This is a genomic window from Rhodococcus sp. LB1, from assembly GCF_001583455.1.
Classification (GTDB): Bacteria; Actinomycetota; Actinomycetes; order Mycobacteriales; family Mycobacteriaceae; genus Rhodococcus_F; species Rhodococcus_F opacus.
This window is the reverse complement of record NZ_LTCZ01000004.1, coordinates 42,691-59,085: the sequence shown is the minus strand read 5'-3', so window position 1 is coordinate 59,085 and position 16,395 is coordinate 42,691. Positions and strand designations below refer to the sequence as shown.

At 62.2% G+C, this 16,395-nt stretch carries 15 protein-coding genes; 10 read left to right on the top strand and 5 right to left on the bottom strand.

Features of this window, described 5'->3' with window-relative positions; all coding sequences use genetic code 11:
• Positions 1-12 precede the first annotated feature (12 nt).
• Positions 13-1,542 (bottom strand): MFS transporter, encoded by a 1,530-nt coding sequence (locus tag AZG88_RS00905; RefSeq protein ID WP_061696793.1) that lies wholly within the window; start codon positions 1,540-1,542, stop codon positions 13-15.
• Between the two features lie 514 nt (positions 1,543-2,056).
• Here AZG88_RS00905 and AZG88_RS00900 point away from each other — a divergent pair.
• From AZG88_RS00900 to AZG88_RS00865, 7 genes are all read left to right on the top strand, one after another.
• Positions 2,057-2,335 carry a ferredoxin gene (locus AZG88_RS00900; protein WP_061045579.1) on the top strand — a complete coding sequence of 93 codons (279 nt, stop codon included), beginning with the start codon at positions 2,057-2,059 and terminating at the stop codon, positions 2,333-2,335.
• Positions 2,336-2,395: 60 nt separating this feature from the next.
• Positions 2,396-3,829 (top strand): aromatic ring-hydroxylating oxygenase subunit alpha, encoded by a 1,434-nt coding sequence (locus tag AZG88_RS00895; protein WP_231913742.1) that lies wholly within the window; start codon positions 2,396-2,398, stop codon positions 3,827-3,829.
• A 67-nt stretch (positions 3,830-3,896) separates the two neighbouring features.
• A complete protein-coding gene (locus AZG88_RS00890) occupies positions 3,897-4,751 on the top strand; it encodes a VOC family protein (RefSeq protein WP_061045581.1) in 855 nt (284 codons plus the stop codon).
• Between the two features lie 160 nt (positions 4,752-4,911).
• A complete protein-coding gene (locus AZG88_RS00880) occupies positions 4,912-6,333 on the top strand; it encodes a FadR/GntR family transcriptional regulator (RefSeq protein ID WP_063819697.1) in 1,422 nt (473 codons plus the stop codon).
• Between the two features lie 133 nt (positions 6,334-6,466).
• Positions 6,467-6,952, top strand: a complete 486-nt coding sequence (locus tag AZG88_RS00875) for a cupin domain-containing protein (protein WP_061045584.1) — start codon at positions 6,467-6,469, stop codon at positions 6,950-6,952.
• Entirely contained in the window at positions 6,949-7,824 is an 876-nt protein-coding gene (locus tag AZG88_RS00870) for an alpha/beta fold hydrolase (RefSeq protein ID WP_231913740.1), read from the top strand. The genes AZG88_RS00875 and AZG88_RS00870 overlap by 4 nt, the downstream gene beginning before the upstream one ends.
• Positions 7,825-7,993: 169 nt before the next feature.
• Positions 7,994-8,293, top strand: a complete 300-nt coding sequence (locus tag AZG88_RS00865) for a hypothetical protein (protein WP_061045585.1) — start codon at positions 7,994-7,996, stop codon at positions 8,291-8,293.
• A gap of 35 nt (positions 8,294-8,328) precedes the next feature.
• Here AZG88_RS00865 and AZG88_RS00860 read toward each other — a convergent pair whose 3' ends face one another.
• The 4 genes from AZG88_RS00860 to AZG88_RS00845 form a co-directional block, all read right to left on the bottom strand.
• A complete protein-coding gene (locus tag AZG88_RS00860) occupies positions 8,329-9,045 on the bottom strand; it encodes a GntR family transcriptional regulator (protein ID WP_082764917.1) in 717 nt (238 codons plus the stop codon).
• Between the two features lie 343 nt (positions 9,046-9,388).
• Positions 9,389-10,132 (bottom strand): GntR family transcriptional regulator, encoded by a 744-nt coding sequence (locus AZG88_RS00855; RefSeq protein ID WP_082764906.1) that lies wholly within the window; start codon positions 10,130-10,132, stop codon positions 9,389-9,391.
• 360 nt (positions 10,133-10,492) lie between these two features.
• Entirely contained in the window at positions 10,493-11,839 is a 1,347-nt protein-coding gene (locus tag AZG88_RS00850; RefSeq protein ID WP_197436372.1) for an LLM class flavin-dependent oxidoreductase, read from the bottom strand.
• Positions 11,836-12,777, bottom strand: a complete 942-nt coding sequence (locus AZG88_RS00845) for an HpcH/HpaI aldolase/citrate lyase family protein (protein ID WP_082764907.1) — start codon at positions 12,775-12,777, stop codon at positions 11,836-11,838. The genes AZG88_RS00850 and AZG88_RS00845 overlap by 4 nt, the downstream gene beginning before the upstream one ends.
• A 360-nt stretch (positions 12,778-13,137) precedes the next feature.
• Between AZG88_RS00845 and AZG88_RS00840 the strand changes: the two genes are divergently transcribed.
• From AZG88_RS00840 to AZG88_RS00830, 3 genes are all read left to right on the top strand, one after another.
• Positions 13,138-14,031, top strand: a complete 894-nt coding sequence (locus AZG88_RS00840) for an HpcH/HpaI aldolase/citrate lyase family protein (RefSeq protein WP_061045588.1) — start codon at positions 13,138-13,140, stop codon at positions 14,029-14,031.
• A gap of 84 nt (positions 14,032-14,115) precedes the next feature.
• Complete coding sequence (locus tag AZG88_RS00835; protein ID WP_061045589.1) at positions 14,116-15,117, top strand: MaoC family dehydratase; 1,002 nt, start codon at positions 14,116-14,118, stop codon at positions 15,115-15,117.
• Entirely contained in the window at positions 15,114-16,337 is a 1,224-nt protein-coding gene (locus AZG88_RS00830) for a CoA transferase (RefSeq protein ID WP_061045590.1), read from the top strand. Before AZG88_RS00835 ends, AZG88_RS00830 begins: the two co-directional genes overlap by 4 nt.
• Positions 16,338-16,395 lie beyond the last annotated feature (58 nt).

The window sequence follows — 16,395 nt, the reverse complement described above, 5'->3', positions numbered from 1 at the left end:
GGATATGGAAAGTCAGAGCTTGTTGCGCTCCAGATCGCCAGTACGCGGCGACACTCCGTCAGCAGTGCCCGAGGCAGGTTCCGCGGTGTTGACCGAGAACTCCTCGATGGCCTCTCCACTCCGCTCGCGAAGTACCGTGAAACCGACGAGAAGCGCAACGATGCAGATCGCGGCCGAGATCCACAGCCACGTGGTGATGCCCCGATCTTGGTAAAACACACCACCTTCCGGTGCAGACACCATATACGGAGCCAGGACGGCGAACATGACGACGGGGAGAATCGACGATGCACCCGTGGTGCACAACTGCACTGTGCCGGCCGTCGACCCCTGGTCGCCGGCGGGCGTCGCACGCATCACCAGGTTCGGAACCGCAGCGGTGGATACACCACCGGCAAGTCCGAGGAGGAGGCTGCCGATCATCACGGTGGCGAAAGTATCGTGCGCCAGCGCGAACGACACCAATGATGCCGCGAAGACAGCGATGCCCAGGGTCAGGAATGCGCGAGGGTTTCGTCCACGCGCAAGGAGTATGCCGATCACAGCGCCACCGAAGACAGTCGCCAGTTGTTTGGGAGTGGCGATGCTGGAGAATTCCAGGGGGTTCAATCCGAGACCGTACGTGACGCCGTTGTCCCGCGAGGTCATCGCGAGTAGCGGGACCAACTGGTAGGTCGCGGCCGACACCGAGTAGGCAACCGCGCCGGCGAACGCTACGAACACCAGGGGCTTACGCCGGAAGAGCGCGAGATTGATGATGGGCTCGTCGACGTTGCGCGTGCGCCACACGAACAACCCACCGAGAACGATGCCGATGAGCAGCAGCGGCGAGGCTTCTAGCCAACCCCAGGTTCGGCCCATGCTGACGTAGAGCAGCACGGGAACAACGGCACCGGTCAGGATGAGGCCACCGAAGAAGTCCGGCTTTGCCTCACGACGATTCGTCGATTCGGGCAGGATCGCCCAGATCCCGATGCACAGGCCGAGGGTCCATACCGCGTCGAACAGGAACATTCCGCGGAAGCCGTGGTTCTCCAACAGCCATCCGATGACCGTGGGTGCTGCGATCGTGAATGCTCCCATTCCGGTGACGGTGATACTCGCTGCGAACGCGGCCTGCTTGGGCGGGTAGATATCGCGGATGAAGGACGGGATCAACGACAGCGTTGCGAGAATGGGGCCCTGGAGGATTCGCCCGATCAGCAGGACCGTGAAGCTCGGAGCCACGGCGCAGATCAGGGCTCCCACTCCGGCCACCGTCATGGTGATCAGCAGCACCCGCCGCTTGCCGTAGAGGTCTGCGGCCTTACCGAGGAGTGGCGCGCAAACTGCACCGACGAGGAAGTAGACGGTCATCAGCCAACCGCCTTGCGATGTCGGAAACTCCTTCAGGATGCTGGGCAGACCGATCGAGACCATGCTGTTGCCCAGCGAGAGCGCTTCGAGCACTGCCGACATGAGAACGATTCCGACGATCATCGTGGCGGTCCAGCCCTGTGCGGAATCGGGATCTCTGCCAGTCGTCGGTGTGGGTAGTGACATCGGTGTTCCTCCGTGGGAGGTAGGGGGTGAACGTGCGTGTCAGCCGGATCACCGGTAGATCGCTTTCTGACGGGGGACGTCGAGCGGTAGTGCGCGGGGAGGTCTATCGGCGTGGGATGCGCCCGACAGCCTCGGTGTGGGAACGATCCAGTGGCAGTCCACTACCGAGACTCGGTTCGGCAACCCGACACCGACATGCGAATCGCTCGGTGCCCGACACAGCTTAAGACGCCGTCACGAAGTACCCGCAGCGCCTATTCCATTTGATGGAATGACAAATGGACAATACGAAACCACTGCTGGAGAGTGATTTTCAAGCCTGATAGAGGCAACGTTCGACGGCTGGCGGCCAGGCGACTCGCCCGGTTGTGCAGACCAGATGTGGTTCAGGCGGTGGTCCGTGCATCGCCGACAGCGCTCGGACACCGCCGGCCGCACCGGTCGCGTTTCGCTGTCGAGGCACCGGCCGATCACGAGGCCCCAAAGCAGTTAGTGGATGAGGAAGGCATATCACATGAGTGACGAAGTCCGGGTGTGGATCGAACACAACCTGTGCACCGGAGATGGTCTGTGCGTCCAGTACGCCCCCGACGTCTTCGAGTTCGACGACGCCGGGGTCGCCCATGTCAAGAGCGAACCAGCAGGCCCACTACTGACCGAAGAGGGGGCATCCGCAAACGTGCCGGACAGCCTTCGCCTCGACGTCATCGATGCTGCCGACGGATGCCCGGGGAACTGCATCCACGTCGCCCGGATCGCCGACGGTGTCGAGATCGCCGGCCCGAACGCCTAGCCAAGTTGCCCACGTGCACATACGCACGATTGAACGCCAGTTACAGGAAGTGTGGTTGCGATGACAGTCGTAGATGAGCTTCGGATGAATCGGCCCATCTGGTTCGAAGGTGACGTTCCGCCGGAGAAGGTGCCCGAGAAGTACCGCCTGGACCGGGCTTTCATTCCGAAAGCTCGCTACCTGGACGAGGAGTTCCTGAAGCTCGAACTCGACAAGATGTTCACCCACACATGGCAGATCGCCTGCCGCGTCGAAGAGCTGCGGGACGTCGGGTGCTTCGTCGAATACGAGATCGGCAAGTTCTCGGTCCTGCTCGTGCGTGAGTCGAAGACCGAGATCCGGGCGTACCACAACGCATGCCGCCACCGGGGAACCCGCCTGGCCCGGGGTCGCGGACGAGTCGGCTCGCTGATCTGTCCGTTCCACGGCTGGCGCTGGAACCTGGACGGCTCCATCCGACTGGTGCTCGACCGTGAGGAGTTCGTTCCCCGCTCCGATGACGACCTCGGCCTGGTCCGCGTTCGGGCCGAGCAGTGGGCGGGCTTCGTCTTCATCAACCTCGATCCCGAGGCCATGCCTCTGCTCGAGTACCTCGACCCCGTGGCGAGGATCTTCGCGCCGTTCCAGCTCGAGAATTTCCGGTACCGGTGGGGCAAGGGCATCATCGCACCGTGCAACTGGAAGACGGCGATGGACGCGTTCCTCGAGGCCTACCACGTGGCGGGAACCCACCCCCAGCTCTTCCGCCTCGACAAGTCCGATGACAAGCTCGCCTCGCTGAAGGAACTCGACAATCGGTCGTGGGCCCCGACGACCGTGTACGAGCGACATGCCCACTACTCGGCACTCGGCCCCAAGGCGTCGTCGTCGAGGAACGACGGTAAGGATCCGTCGAAGAAGACCGGCGACGGCAAATCCGACGAGCGCCTGAGCATCGCAGCCTCGATCCAGTACCTCCATGAGGATATGCGCGGTCTCGAGAACGAACGCAGCTGGCGTGTCGCGGAAACGCTGAAGACGGCCCAGCTGCCCGAAGGGATGACTGCGGGCAAGTACTTCCTCCAGCTCTACCGGGAGCTGTCGATCGAGGAAGGCTACGACTGGCCGGTGATCACCCCCGATCAGTGGTCCGAGGCAGGCAGCTCCTGGAACGTGTTCCCGAACAGCATCATCCTTCCGGGGCAGGGCTCGGCGTTCTGGTACCGGGCGCGGCCGATCGATGACGATCCCAACAAGTGCCTGTTCGAGATCTTCAGTCTCGACCAGATTCCGGTGGCCGACTATGACAAGAAGCGCGAGTTCGAACCGCAGTACTTCGACGACTACCGCGACGCCGACCTGGGGCAGGTCTTCTCCCAGGACTTCGCGAACATGAAGGACGTCACCGTCGGTATGCACTCCCCCAGTTTCGACGGCCACCGGCTGAGCGAAGAGCAGGAAATGACGATCTGGAACCACCACCGGGTCGCCGACAGGTTCATCTTTAACGACTGAAATGAATTTCGCATACGCAACTGCGTAACTGCGTACATCGTGCACCGCCACCCGATTGGAGTTGAGCATGGGGGTTCGTTCCCTGGGCTACATCAGACTGAACTCGTCTGATATCGACGCATGGAAACGGTTTGGAGAGGACTTCGTCGGCTTCATGCGCGTCGACGGCGCCGACCCGAGTTCCTTGTACTTCCGCATGGATCACTATCCCGCCCGACTGGTGGTAACCCCCGCCGAAGAGTCGTCCTGCACGGCGATCGGGTTCGAGGTGATGAACCGGCGAGAGCTGGACGAGCTGGTCCGCGCGATCAGTGCGGAGGGTATCGAGGTGTCCTCCGGGTCGAAGGAGGAATGCGCGGAACGCCGAGTGACCGGTTTCGCCCGATTCGCGGATCCCGGCGGCAACCAGGTCGAGCTGTTCTACGGGCCGGTGCTCGATCATGTGCCGGTGAACACTCCGCTGGTGTCGAAGTTCGTCACCGGAAACATGGGGCTCGGTCACGTGATCGTGACGGCTGAGGACGTCGAGAAGACGTTCGACTTCTACAACCGAATCCTTGGATTCGTCGAGCGGAACACCGCTGGACCGGTCTACTTCATGGGATGCAACCCGAGGCACCACAGCTTCGGTATCACGCCGAGGCCGGGCACCGCGGGCAAGGTCGTCCACATCATGGTCGAGGCAGAGACCCTCGACGACGTCGGCCTGGCTCTCGACCGCGCATACGACATGAACCTGCCGATGATGAACACCCTCGGCAAGCACACCAATGATCAGATGGTGTCGTTCTACGTCTACTCGCCGGACAACTACGCCTTCGAGTTCGGATGGGACGGATTGCAGGTCACCGAAGAGGAACCGACCTATGCGATCACCGAGGGCGCACTGTGGGGCCATCGATTCTCACCGCCTCCGCAATGACCGCTGTCGGCCCCCGCAACTGTGTTGTCGGGGGCCGATGACGTTCTGAGCGCGAGACACGCACTTCCAGCGATGACGTAGGCTACGTGCCTGGGTATGGGCTTGTGCATCACATCGCGAGCGTCCATGCTCGGATCGAGGGGATAGGAGTTCCTGGTAGATGCGACTTCCGGAGGGAAAAGAGCCGGCAGCAGTTGCACCCGAAAAGCTCGCCGTCCAAGTTGCTCGACGGATCGTAGACGAGATCACCGAACGACAGTGGCCGATCGGCGAAGTTCTCGGCTCGGAAACTGCGCTGCGTGAGCAATTCGGGGTGTCCCGGTCGATCCTGCGTGAAGCGATCCGGGTACTCGAGCATTCTCGGGTGGTGCAAATGCGGCAAGGACCGGGCGGCGGGCTTGTCGTCGGTACCCCTGATCCGACTCCGGCCATTCGCGGAGTTGTCATCTATCTCGAGTACGCCGGGGCGACTGTGGAACAGGTTGTGCATGCCCGTTTCGTCTTCGAACGAATGGCGATCGCGGCCGTCTCGGAATCGTTGACCGAGCGCGGAGTGCAAGAGCTCAGGTCGAGCGCATCCGGTGAGGACGGCCGTCTCCCGGAGGACTTCCACATAGCGTTGGGTCGTCTCTCCGGGAACCCGGTACTCGAGCTGTACATAGATATCCTGGTCAGCTTGACGGCGGCATACACCCATCGCGCACGGGGGATCGCCGGAAACACCGAGGAAGAGGGTTGCGCGGCCGCCAGGCAACATCTGGCGATTGCCGAATCGATAGTGGCGGGCGCCAGCAGTCGAGCACAAAGCGACCTGGTTGCCCACCTCGACAGAGCTGCCACATGGTTGAGTGGCCTCGTCCACCCCCAGCCCGGAGAGAGTACGGCGATCGGGCCGATGGACCTGGCTCCCGACGAATGGCCACGGGAGAGGAAGTTGGCTGGGTCCGTGGCCGGTCGCATTCGTGACGACATCGTCAGAGAAGGCAGGTACGTCGGCGAAGTCCTGGGGTCGGAAGCCGATTTCGTTTCACGATACGGGGTGAGCCGCTCGGTATTCCGCGAATCGATTCGAATTCTCGAGCACTACAGCGTGGCTCGTATGCGCCAAGGACCAGGGGGAGGGCTGGTCGTTCTCGAGCCCGATCCGACATCCAGCATCCGGACGATTGCCCTGTACCTGGACTTCCGCGGAGTGACGGTCGAGCACCTGCGCACAGTGCGCGACGAAGTCGAATTAGGCTGCCTCACAGCCGCGATGAGGTCCGGGATGCTTGGAAAAGCGGAACTCCGGGAGGATCAACAGCGAGGCGATTCGAAGGCCGGCCGTTGCAGTGCCTGCCTCCGGGATCGAGTCGCAACACTGAGCGGTGACCCGGTGTTGATACTGTTCCGCTCCGTTCTGGCCACTCTCTGGGACGAGTACGGCAGCGGGCGTCGACCAAGCGATCCCTGCCGCTCGACAGATCAGGGACCGGCCGACCAAGCTGAGCTCGATGCGATCGTCGACGCCATGGTTGCCGGCGACGAAGGGCTCGCCCAGTTCCGAATGAGGCGACATCTCCGGGAACACCCAGGCTGGTGACCTCGGCGTTCAACCCCTATCTCATCCCAGCACCGCATTGAACCCAACCTCACCCGATCAGCGCCCACTCGGCCATTCCATCGAGCGGAATCGACGCGAGACGGGTCGATCGACCCGCAACTACGATGAAGCAATGACACTCGTATTCGGAAACCTTGTCGACGGTTTCGATTGGGTACCAATGGGTCTCGATCAACAGGCCAGCCCCAGCTACTTCTGGAACGAAGGCGGGCTCCTCAAGGACGCACCGGTCGACTTCGGCGCGACCTTCGAGGGGAACATGTTTGTCACCAGCAAGCCGATCGACAGGCCTCGTTTCAATCGCAATCCGCTGCGGGTGACTCCGGGATTCACGGTTCCGCGCCACCATCACAACATGGACGAGATGCTGTTCATGCTTGCGGGTGAGTACAACATCGAGCACTACGACAACGAGGAACCCGAAACGGTCACGGTGCGTCCCGGCGATATCTTCGTGAGCCGTGCCGGGACGGCGTACACGATGACCGCGGGAAGCGAAGGCGCAACATACATCGAGACGTGGCCGACGCCGGTGACGGAACTCGAGACCTACTGGCACAACTACGGCTGGGTCGCAGCCAAGGGGGAGAATCAGTGACCGCGACATTGCAGGAAATCACTCACGACAACACCAGCGGCACCCTCGAGACGAAGAAGGGCGTGCTCCACTATCACGAGGCGGGAGACGGCCCCCCTCTGCTTCTTCTGCACGGCTCCGGTCCCGGTGTCAGTGGGTGGAGCAACTACCAGGGCAACCTGCCGATCTTCGCGAAACATTTCCGCACTCTGATTCTCGACTTTCCGGGATTCGGCAAGAGCTACTCGTGTGACGACAACCCGATGCTGGCGGCCCTCCCGGCGGTACTCGACTTCCTCGAAGGTATGGAGCTCGGCGCGGTTCCGGTGGTCGGCAACTCCATGGGTGGCAGCATTGCAGCACGACTCGCTGCCGGCCATCCCGAACGTGTGAAGCGGCTGGTCACGATCGGCGGCGTCGGAACCCCGGTGTACAGCCCGGCACCGTCCGAGGGAATCAAGCTCCTGGTTCAGTTCGTCGAGGACCCCACGCGCGAACGCCTCGTGGCATGGATGGAATCCATGGTGTACGACACCGCCATCTTGACCGACGAGTTCGTCGAAAGCCGGTGGAAGGCAGCATCGGATCCCACAGCGCTGAGCGACGTCAGAAAGCTGTTCAATTCGGCAACTCTCGCCGGAATGCGTGGGCGGAACGGAGCAGCCGCTGTAAACCAGGTCGAGACCCTCACCAAGATCGAGGCGCCCACTCTGATCACCTTCGGGCGTGACGACCGAGTCACCCCACTCGACAGTTCCCTCATGCCGATGCGCCTGATCCCGAACTGCGAGCTGCACGTCTTCCACAACTGCGGCCATTGGGCGATGATCGAGCGCAAAGCCGAGTTCGAAAACATTGTGCTCGCATATCTTCTCCGCGACATCGAGTGCTGATTGTGCAGTTCTTTCGATGATGTACCCGGCGGTCTCACGGAGCTGGTGCGGCGTGGCATCAGCAGTTTCCGGTCGAGAGTGACTGGCACTCTAGGTATTTCCCTCGTGCAGCGAGGGTCCCCAAACTTCCAAGGCTTCGGCTGTCCCGACTAATTGGATGTGAATTCCCATGAACTCTCGCGAGTACCGCAAGTGGCGCCAAAGGCGTCGCGCCGCTTCGATCGGAGCCAACCGCAAACACAACCATCCAGACGCCGAGGCGGAGCGCCTCATCGAGTTCGCCAGCAAGTGGGCACCATTCGGGGGCGCTACCGAGGAGGAACTCCTCGTGCACTTCGGAATGACACTGCACCGGTTCATCGAGCGATTGTGGCAGGTCATCCCTGAATCGAACTGTGTCGAAAACGAGATACTCGTTCTAGCGAGCGCATACCCGCACCCCCGCCGAGTCGGCGGCCCAGTCGGCTGAGGGTCCGACAGGTCCCACTAGGGCCGCTGAGACAATCACCCGGACTTCTCGACGACCGATGACTCCCTTTCGCCGAACATACGCAAAACGAAGGCTCGTCCCGCTCGAACGAGATGTTCTTCTGACAAGCGGCGTGCTTTCTCTGGATCGCGGGCGGTGACAGCCGCGACGATATCGTCGTGCTCGCGCAACGCGCAGCTCGCCTGTTCGGGGATCATGTCGAAGTATGACGTGGGGATGAGGCGTCCAGTCTGCCGAAGCAGAATCAGCAATCTCGCTGAATTACTCGCCCGATTGATTGCTCGATGAAACAAGAAATTCGCTGTCCGTATATCCCCGCCCGCATCCGCTGCAGCCCGAACCTCGTCCGACAGGAGACGGATTTCCTTGTGCTGGTCGGGTGTTCCGCGTTCCGCAGCCCATGCTGCAGCTGTACCGGACAGGACCGCCATGAGGGCGAAGTTATCTTCGACATCGCGCGGGGTCAGGCCGACTACTGATACGCCAGTCCTTGGCGCTACCTCCACCAGGCCTTCGTGTACAAGCACCAAGCAGGCCTCGCGAACCGGAGTGCGGCTGGTTCCCAGTTCAGCAGCGGTCTCATCCAGATCGATCCGCATTCCCTTGGATAGCTTTCCGCTAATGATCTCGTCACGCAAAACTTCCGCGATACGGTCCCGGACCGTCGCGCCAAGCTTCGGATTTCGCCTAGTGCCGCCGCGGCCGCGAGAACTTTTATCGGACGTTTGCATCATCGAATCCACAGCGTCCCGAGCAGGCCGAACGCAGCATCTCCCGCCGCCCCCGTCGAGATACCGAAGGGGCGGACATTCGCACAACTCATGCCGTCATGATATATCAGAAACTTGCGGGTGTGCCGCTATACCTTCTTCTACTCCACGTCAAGGGGGGCTGGCCGCCGAGCGCGTCGGACCAGCCTCGAACCTGGCCCATCGCACCTGCTGGGCCCCTATTTCGTGATGTGCGACGGCCGTGGCTCGGCGTTGACCGACGCAGGTCGACCGGGCCGCCCCGCCGGCGCGAATCACCCTCAGCCCATGCTCGAGCAGGTCGCATACGATTCGCGCCGCCGGATCAGGACAGATCGAAGTCGTAGCGCTTCGCAAGTTCATGGAGAGTGAGAGAGAACGACGACGCACGGTGCTCGTCCAGTTCGTACACGAGGGATCGCACCGCGCCCAAGATATGCCGCGCCAGCTCTCCCTCTGCCCGGTCCGCGTCGCGCGCTAACCACGCGTCGAGAATTCGCTGATGACCCTCATTCGAATGCATGAGATGGTCGTCGACGTTCCAATACACGCGTCGGTACCTCGAATAGCGCTCCCAGTATCCACGAAGCCCGCTCTGGATAGGGTCGAGTACCACTTCATCGTTGAATCCGTAAAGAGCGTAGTGGAATTTGCGATTCGCTTCGGCGATGGCGTCGAATCTGGCCACTCCGTCGGAGGGCTGTTCCACGATCAGACGTCGAGCAATGTCCTGAATTGATCGCTCATCCGCGTCCGTATGGCTGACCGTCGCCACGCGGATGGCGAGCGGTTCGAGCAGGAGACGCATGGCGGAGATCTCCTGGACTTCGGCCGACGAGAACCTGCTTACCTCCACCCCGGACCGCGGGCGCATGTCGATCCACCCTTCGGACTCGAGCAGTCGGAAGGCTTCTCGCAGTGGGGTGCGACTTACCCCAAAGGCTTCGGCATATTCGTCCTGACGAATCCGCATACCGGGTTCCAACTTGCCGGTGATGATTTGCTCACGCAGAGAATCCGCGATCCGTGAGACGAGTGATCGTGCATCGAGGTGCATTGATGCCGCCATCGTCCCTCCATTCTGAATCCAATCGATTGGATGTGATGCTGCCAATATACCGTGGCGGCGGTGTACGTAAATGGATCGGCGAGTGTCCTGAGCATTTCCGCGAGGAGGGACCGGCGGTGCGGATGTGACACCGGTCCTTGCCGTCGCCACGACGACACCAGTACCTGGTTGCCATCACCTCGCGCAATAGGCTGGCGTTCAGTATCACTCCTCTTTGCGTTCGTTGCGTCCAATTCTTGCCCCGGTCCCCGCAACGGGATCAGCGCGACCCGCCCGCGCGCCTCACCGTGCCGAGCGCGAACACTGCAACAAGGATCGGTAACCCGACAGTGTGAAGGTCCTGCCGGATACCGCCATGGGTCAGGATCCGGTGGATGGATGAGGAGGCGTCGAGATTCCAAGATGATCGCGAAGCGTCGGGCCCTCATAGTCGCGGCGGAAGATGCCACGTTCCTGCAGGATCGGGACGACCATCCGCACGAACTCCTCGAATGCGCCCGGCAGGTGGGTGGCGGCGAGGACGAACCCGTCACAACCACCGCTCTCGAACCACTCCTGCATCTGGTCCGCGACACGTTCGGGGGTACCTACGAATCGGGGGCCCTGCAGCAATGTTGCACGGTGCGCCGCCAGGTCGCGGACGGTGACGTCACGGTCGAGGTGGCGCCGGACGCCCTGAGCCAACCCGCGGATTCCTCCGCTGGCCGCCATCATCTCGTCGGTCACCACATCGTCGAGGTCGTGCTGGGAGAAGTCGTAGTTCAGGGCCTCGGAGAGCAGGGCGAGCGAGGCGATCGGGTGCACGTAGGCGTCGAGGAACAGCCGTTCCTTCTCCTCTGCGATCATCTGTGTTTCGCCGACCACGGCGTAGGCCATGGGTAGCAACTTGACGTCATCGGGATTGCGGCCTGATGCGGCAATCTGCTCCTTTTGCTCCCGGTAGTGCTGCTGCGCTACGGGCAGACCGGGGTCAGCGGTGAAGATCATGTCGGCCCATTCGGAGGCGAACTCCCTGCCACGACCGGACGAGCCGGCCTGTAGCAGCGCGGGGCGGCCTTGTGGGGTGCGCGGCACGGTGAGCGGACCGCGCACCTTGAACCACTTGCCCTCGTGGTTGATCTCGTGGACCTTGTCCGGATCGGCGAATTCGCCGCTCTCCCGATCCAGCACCATCGCGTCGGGTTCCCACGAGTTCCACAATGCGACGACCGCCTCGAGAAACTCTTGAGCTCTGTCGTACCGCTCGTCGTGATCGAGGTGGTTCTCCAAGCTGAAGTTCTGCGCCTCCGAGTCGTTCACCGACGTGACGATGTTCCACGCCGCGCGGCCGCCCGACAGGTGATCCAGCGTGGCGAACGTGCGAGCGACGTGGAACGGTTCGTAATAGGTAGTGGAGTACGTCGCACCGACGCCGATTCGGCTCGTGGCGCCGATGATCCCACCAAGGACCGCAGTGAGGTCGAGCTTGATCGGACGCGCGCCGTGGCGGACGGCACCGGCAACCGAATCGCCGTACACACCGGGCATGGCGAGGCGATCGTCGAAGAAGACCAAGTCGAACTTGCCCTCTTCCAAGGTGCGAGCGATGTGCTGGTAGTACTCCATCGTCAGGAAGGAGTGTTGGGCCGAGGGGTAGCGCCACGAGCCCGAGTACACGGTCACGTTGCCGGCCTGCATGAAGCCGACGAGGGTCATCTGGCGGGTCATAGGTTTCTCCTGTTCTGCCCGGCGAGACCGAGCAGTTCGGCCCTGTGGGCAATGGTGGCGGCGTGGCGCAGGTGGGCGGCATCGACGAGCATTCCGTCGAGCGCAGAAGCTCCCTTGCCCAGACTCTCGGCGTCGCGGTAGGCGGCAACCACCCGCTCGGCGTGCGCGATCTCCTCCGGCGTGGGAGCGAAGGCGTCGTTGGCGATCTCTACCTGGCTGGGGTGGATGGCCCACTTTCCCGTGTACCCCATAGCCCCCGCCCGGTCGCACGCCGTGCGGTAGGCATCGGGATTCTTGTAGTTCGGGAACGGCGCATCGATGGCATCGATTCCCGCGCTGCGTGCAGCGACAATGACCCGGGACCGGGCGTAGTGCCACATGTCGCCGGGGAAGTCGACCACCGGGTCGAAGTTCGTATCGACGCGCGCGCCCTGCGATGCCGAGAAGTCGCCCGCGCCAAAGATGATCGCTTCCAGCCGGTCGCTGGCGTGAGCGATCTCATCGACATTCTGCAGGCCCTCGGTCTCTTCGATCAGTACCTCGAGCGCGATCCTCTTCTCCAGGCCAATGGTCTCCTCGAGTTGGGTGAGCAGGGTGTCGACCCACCACACGTCCCGCGCACGGCGGACCTTGGGCACGATGATCACGTCGAGCGAGTCGCGAGCAATGGTGACGACCTCGATGACGTCGTCGTACGCCCACCTCGTGTCGATCCCGTTCATTCTGATCGCGCGGGCCGTATGTCCCCAATCGAGGTCGCGTAACGCGACAGCGGCTTTGCCCCGTGCCTTCTCCCGCTCGGCGGGTGCACAAGCGTCCTCCAGGTCGAGGAACACGAGGTCGGCGCCCGAAGCCGCCGATTTCGCGAACATCCAGTCGTTGCTGGCAGGCGTGGCCAGTTCGGAGCGGCGCGGCCGCATTGCCCGTGGTTCTGTCATGTCAGATGGCGCCCTTCTCGTTTGCTTTCGGCGGTGCTCTTCATCTAGACCAGCCGCTGCCGTAGGGAGGCTGCGAAGTTTGCTTCAGTCATCTGTCTCTCTGGTTTCTGTAGGAAGGTGTCAGCCAGACGGTGGGCAACGAATCCGGCCTTGATTGCCGACGTGAGGAGTGGCCCCGGTGCCCCTGAAGATGGGGTTCACAGCGGTTTCTGCTCGCTGAGGGCAACTGCTTGCTTCACCGGACGTTTTGGATACAATCGAATATATTCGAGTCTGCCGCGTCACGTCAACCACGAAGCGTGAGCCACGGCATGACACGGCGGTATCCCTACTCTCGATTCCGTACGACAGGAGCAACCTGTGACTACCCGCTCACGTCCCCGACGGTCAGCCCTCTACGTTCCCGGGGACAATCCACGGGTCCTCGACAAAGCCAAGAAACTTCCGGCTGACGTGCTCATATTCGATCTCGAAGACGCCGTAGGCCCCGAGGCCAAGGCATCAGCACGGAAACGTGTATGCGAGCTGATCGACTCCGGCGCCTACCACCCCAGAGAACTCGTCGTCCGTATCAACGGCCTGGGCACGGACTGGCATGGCGATGACCTCCGCGCGGTTGCGTCATCACGTGCCCACGGCATTCTCATCCCCAAAGTGAATTCAGCTGCGGAAGTTCGTCTACTCGTGGAGGCACTCGACGCCGCCGGAGCGACAGAACACCTGCAACTCTGGGTAATGGTGGAGACGCCGGCCGCGTTCCTGCACGCCGAGGAGATCGCAGCTGCCAGCGAGCAACTCGAGGTGCTCGTGATCGGCACCAATGATCTGATCAACGACATCCACGCACTGCACTTGCCAGGGCGTTCCCCAATCATGGCCGCCCTGTCTCTGTCGGTGTTGGCGGCGAAGTCTGCGGGTAAAACCATCCTCGACGGGGTCTTCAACAGCATCGAAGACGACGCAGGATTCGCGAACGAGGCACGCCAGGGCCGAGCGATGGGCTTCGACGGAAAGACGGTCATTCATCCGTCTCAGCTCGCACCAGCCAACGCAGCTTTTGCACCGAGCCGGCCTGAAGTCGACCACGCACGAGCGATCATCACCGCCTACGACAAGGCCCGTGAGGCAGGTGAGAGCGTCTTGGTCGTTGACGGTCGCATGGTCGAGGGTCTGCACGTTCGCGATGCCCATCGCATTCTCCGACTACACGAACTCGCCACCGAGATCGACTGCGCCACCCCATCGAGCGTCTGACCGACCCGCTCTGTACCAGGAACCTGGCCATCACCGATCGATCGCATGCCGTGAGGGAGAACTGTGTCATCAACTGAATCAATCGTGCACGCCACACCCGAGAGTCACCGGCGGCGGGAAGGCCCATACTTTGACGACCTCGCGATCGGGCAACGTGTCACGTCGCCCGGACTGACGTTGACTACGGGACTTGCGGCCACCCACCAAGCGATACTCGGTGACCGGGTGCCGCTCGCCCTCGACGCGCACCTCGCCGGCAGAGTGACCGGAGCAAGAGGACAGATAGCCAACCCCGCCCTCGTGTGGGACGTCGCAATCGGACAGTCGACGCACTTCAGTCAACGCGCCAAGGCAAATCTGTTCTATCGCGGGCTGGCCCTGCACAGACTGCCCGAAATTGGCGACACCCTCTACACAGAGACCGAGGTCATTGCACTTCGTGAAAACAAGCGCCGTGCAGACCGTCATCCCACCGGGATGATGGCGCTACGCATCAAGACAGTCGATCAGGAAAACCGTGTTGTTCTCGACTTTTCACGCTGCGCGATGATCCCGATGAGTGCAGCACACATCACGACCAACCACCAAGATGATTTGTCAGCCATCACTTCGGGCCTGGATCGGCAGGTGCTGCGAGACCTGACCGCAGACTGGCGCCTGTCGCTCCTCCCGGCGACTACACCGGTGTCGGTCCGTGATCAATGGACAATGAATTACGGAGACGTCGTCACCTCCGCCCCGGAGCTGGCGCGCTTGACTCTCAATCTCGCGTCCGTCCACCACGACTACCGTGCCGCGGGGTCTCAGCGACTGGTCTACGGTGGCCACACGATCGGTCTGGCCTCGGCGCAGTTGTCGAAAACACTGCCTGGTTTGGCCGCCATCGTTGGATGGCAGAGCTGCGATCACCTTGCTCCGGTCTACGAAAACGACACAGTTTTCAGCACAATCGAGGTCGAGGACGTCGAACCACTCGGCGATGTCGGTCGCTTGGTGGACCTGCGTTCGGTCGTACACAAGGCACAGCCTGATGGGAACGCGGCAGTGGACGTTCTCGACTGGCGCGTCGTGGGAGTGATGACATGACCACAGGCGTCCTCGCCGGAATGCGCATCGTCGAAGGTTCGGCCTTCGTAGCCGCACCTCTCGGTGGTATGACACTGGCGCAGATGGGTGCGGACGTCATCCGATTCGACCAAATCGGTGGCGGCTTGGACTACCACCGCTGGCCGATCACCGAGGGTGGCCATAGCCTGTTCTGGGCCGGTCTCAACAAAGGCAAGCGGTCAATCCAGATCGATCTACGCTCAGACGCAGGCCGCGAACTCGTCAAGGCACTCGTCACTGCGCCTGGCGATAACGGCGGGATCTTCCTGACAAACTTCCCAGCCCGCGGCTGGCTCGACTATGACCGACTCCGCGCAGAGCGCGCCGACCTGATCATGGTGGTATTGACCGGCAACTGCGATGGCAGCAGCGAAGTGGACTACACCGTCAATCCCGCCACAGGATTCCCGTCCGTCACGGGCGCCAAAGACTACGACGCCCCCGTCAACAGTGTCTTACCCGCTTGGGACATCGCGCTCGGCACTCTCTCGGCGGTCGGCCTGCTCGCAGGGGAACGTCATCGCACGCGCACAGGCGAAGGCCAACTCATCAATGCCTCACTCTCCGATGTCGCCTTCGCCATGGTCGGCAATCTCGGCCGGCTCGGGCAAGCCGCACTAGGTGGAAACAGCGGTACAGACAAGGACGGCAATTACCTGTACGGCGCGTTCGGAGCACCGTTCCGCACGGCCGACGGACGCTATCTGATGGTTGTCGGGCTTACCCGCCGACAGTGGTCAGCCTTGCGCGATGCCACCGGACTCACGGATCGCTGCGATGAAATCGAGCGCGAGTGCGGTGTCGACCTCGAAACGGAGACGGGTCGCTATGTCGCTCGCGAACGAATCGCCGAATGCCTCCGGGCGTGGTTCGCGCGGCGAACACTGCCCGAGGTCGCCAGGATCCTGGACCGGCGACAGGTGGCCTGGGGGCCCTATCAAACCTTCACCGAACTCCTCGACGATCGTCGTTTGTCGTCGGCGAATTCGATGTTTTCTCCGGTCGAGCACCCCGGCGTCGGAACGTACCCGATGCCGGCCTCTCCGCTCCACTTCGCCGAATCGGGACGGCTCGCTGCACGGCGTGCGCCCCAACTGGGCGAGCACACGGACGAAATCCTTACCGACATACTCGGTTTGGCCGACCATGAGATCGGAAAACTCCACGATCGCGGCGTCGTCGCAGGGCTGACGACGTGATCTCCGAGAGCACGGGATGTGCCCTTCTCTGATCTCCGATCGAATTCAATAGCGTCAA